At 67.1% G+C, this 3501-nt stretch carries 3 protein-coding genes; all 3 read left to right on the forward strand.

Annotated features, from left to right (window positions below; all coding sequences use genetic code 11):
* The coding region (locus V7702_RS16605) for a TonB-dependent receptor (RefSeq protein ID WP_335651186.1) at positions 1-1906 on the forward strand (1906 nt) is incomplete at its 5' end.
* Between the two features lie 55 nt (positions 1907-1961).
* Positions 1962-3254, forward strand: coding sequence for a CitMHS family transporter (locus V7702_RS16610; protein WP_335651187.1), 1293 nt, complete (start codon positions 1962-1964; stop codon positions 3252-3254).
* 40 nt (positions 3255-3294) lie between these two features.
* Positions 3295-3501 (forward strand): class II aldolase/adducin family protein (locus V7702_RS16615; protein ID WP_335651188.1); only part of this gene is annotated, 207 nt, incomplete at its 3' end.

A 3501-nucleotide genomic window follows, 5' to 3' on the forward strand; every position in this document is an offset into this window, starting at 1 on the left:
GTTTGACCCCTTTCCGTCGTCTCAGCCGCGCATTGCGATCCGTGGCATCGGCTCCTCCGACCGCGGCGCCGCGGGCGACCCCAGCGCCGCCGTCTTCCTTGACGACATCTATATCGGCCGTCCCGCGGCCGTGGCCTTCGACGCCTTCGACGTGGAGCGCATCGAGGTTCTGAAGGGCCCGCAGGGCACGCTGTTCGGTCGCAATGTGGTGGGGGGCGCCATCAATGTGGTCACCCGCCGGCCGGATCTCGCGGGCTTCGACGCCGCCGCGGAGGCGACGGTCGGCAACTATGAGCGGCTGGAAGGCGCCGGCATGCTCAACGCGCCGTTCGCTGATGGAAACGCGGCGGTGCGTCTCAGCGGCGCCTGGCGCACCCACGACGGCTACGTCCGCAACACCTTCACCGGTGACCGGGTCGAAGACCAGGACACCCGCAGCGGACGCATCTCCCTGCGCGCCGAGCCCCAACCGGAGCTGCGGCTGCTGGCCACCCTGGACGGGACCCGCAGCCGCGAGACCGGCCCGGCCCAGCATGTCCTCGACCTGGACGCGGGCGATCCGCTGTCGGCCTTCTGGACGATCGACCGGGATCGGGACGAGACCGCCGGCTCTTATGCGGGCTATCAGAACCGCGACACCTGGGGCGCGCGGCTGCAGATCGAACGGGACCTGCCGTTTGCGACCCTGATCTATCTCGGCTCCTACCGCGACCTGGACTATGACGCGGCCTACGACTTCGACGGGGGCAATCCGACCACCAATCTGGTCGACATCTCTGGCGGCAACGAGGAGCAGTCGACCTTCTACAGCCACGAACTCCGGCTGAGCGCCCTGCCTGAGAGCGATATCCAGTGGATCGCCGGCGCCTATCTCTTCCAGAGCGAGACCGATCGCCGGGACATCCTCGACCTCGACATCGCCGGGAGCGCCGGGCGGGAGGTCTATACGCAGGCCGCCGAGCTCTCGAGCTACGCCGTCTTCGCCGACCTCACCGCGCCGGTGACCGAGCAGCTCTCGGCGGTGGCCGGGATCCGCTACACCCGTGACGACAAGGACTACCGGATCGACAACCTCTCCAGCACCGAGCTCTTCCGGGCCGGGGAGCGGTTCGATGTCAGCGTTTCGGACGACTATGAGGCGGTGACCTGGCGCGCCGGTCTGACCTGGGCGGCCTCGGACGATCATCTGCTCTACGGGATGATTTCCCGAGGCTTCAAGAGCGGCGGGTTCCAGGACACGCCCTCCAGCGCCGCCGACGCCGCCGACGGCTTCGAGCCCGAATTCGCCACCCAGTACGAGATCGGCCAGAAGAGCGTCCTGCTGAACGGCGCGGTGGTGTGGAACAACACCCTCTACATCATGAAGTACGACGACCTGCAGACGCGGCGGACCCTGCCCAACCTGTCGGTGGTCACCGACAATGCCGGCCAGGCGACCATCAAGGGCTATGAGACCTATCTGCAGTGGCGACCCTTCGCCGGCGCCAGCCTGGTGACCAGCTACGCCTATACCGACGCGCGCTTCGACGAGTTCTCGCCGGAGCCCGGGGTGGACTATGCGGGCAACCGCATCTCGCGGACGCCGAAGCACAAGCTGGTCGTCTCGCCGTCCTACACTGCGGCCCTGGCCAGCGGCGCGGATCTGCGGTTCGCCCTCGACTACGCCTATGAGAGCCGCATCTTCGACGACAATTCCAACCAGCCGCCCGAGGTGCGTGAGCCGACCCATTTCGTGGACGCCCGGGTGATCTTCACCGATCCGTCGCGCCACTGGACGGTGTCGCTGTGGGGGAAGAACCTGACGGACGAGGTCACGCGGACCTTCCAGTCGGTGTTCCTGGGGGCGAATTTCGGGGCCTACAACCCGCCGCGGACCTACGGCCTCAGCCTCAACTGGAAGTACTGACCGACGTGGGCCGGCGCTTCGTCATGGTGTCGGCCCTCGATCCGAAAGGGATCAGATGAACCTGTCTCTGTTGGGCTTCTCGGCGCTGGCGGTCTTCATGGCCCTGGTGCTCTCGCGGCGATTGTCGGCGGTCGCCGCGCTCATCCTCGTGCCCATCGTCTTTGGCCTCATCGCCGGTTTCGGATCGGGCCTGGGCGACATGATGCTCGAAGGCGTGACCGAGGTCGCGCCCACCGCCCTGATGCTGATTTTCGCGCTGCTCTATTTCGCGGTGATGATCGAGGCCGGGCTGTTCGAGCCGCTGGTGCGGAAGATCCTGCAGGTGACCGGCGACGATCCGGTCCGGGTGGTGGTGGGCAGCGCGGTCCTGGCCATGCTCGTCTCGCTGGATGGGGACGGGGCCACCAGCGCCATCGTCACCATCTCGGCCATGTACCCGGTCTATCGCCGGCTGGGGCTCAATCCCCTGATCCTGGCCGTGCTGCTGGGCCTGAGCAACACGCTGATGAACTGGCTGCCCTGGGGCGGACCTGCGGCGCGGGCGGCGCTGGCCCTGCGCATCGACGTCATGGACATTGTCGGTCCCCTGCTGCCGGCCCTTGGCCTGTCGTTGCTGGCGGTGCTGGGTCTGGCCTATTTCATGGGACGGTTCGAGCGCCGCCGCCTGGCGAAGGTCGGCGGACCCGCCCTCACCGAGGATGAGGCCGCCACCATCACGGTCGAGCCGAAGGCCACCCGGAACCTCTGGCTGAACCTCCTTCTGACCATCGGCCTGATGGTCGGGATGCTGACCGGCATCGCGCCGCTGCCCGCCGTGGTGATGGGCGGCTTCGCCATCGCGGTGACGCTGAACTTCCCGCGGCTGTCCGAACAGAAGGCGGCCCTGGCTCACCATGGCGAAACCATCCTGATGATGGTGTCGCTGATCTTCGCCGCCGGCGCCTTTACCGGCATCCTGTCGGGCACCGGCATGATCGACGCCATGGCCCAGAGCCTGGTCTCGGCGATCCCCGAGCCGCTCGGCCCCTATATGGGACCCATCGCCGCGCTGCTCAGCATGCCGCTGCTGATGTTCATGTCCAACGACGCCTTCTTCTTCGGCATTGTCCCGGTGCTGGGCGCCACGGGGGCGGCCTATGGCGTTCCGCCCGAAGTCATCGCCCGGGCCTCGCTGATGGGCATGCCGCTGCATGCGCTCAGCCCCTTCATCGCGCCGATCTATCTGGTCGCCAGCCTGATCCGCGCCGATGTGGGTCAGCTCCAGCGGTTCGGCCTGCCCTGGGCGCTCCTGCTCTCAGTCTTCGCCACCCTGGCCGCCATAGCCACCGGAGCCATCATCATCCCGTAGCCCTCATGCCGCCCGCATGAGCGAAATCAGGAGGTTTGAAATGCCAGACGGAACAAGCCACGCCACGACATCTCTGCAAGGCAAGGTGTCCACCGAGGAGTGGCAGGCCCGGGTGGAGCTGGCCGCGCTCTATCGGCTGGTGGCCCTGCATGGGTGGGACGACCTGATCTACACCCACATCTCGGCCCGTATTCCGGGGCCGGAGCACCACTTCCTGATCAACCCCTATGGGATGCTGTTCGAGGAG

This window comes from Phenylobacterium sp. (genome assembly GCF_036963605.1).
Lineage (GTDB): Bacteria > Pseudomonadota > Alphaproteobacteria > Caulobacterales > Caulobacteraceae > Phenylobacterium.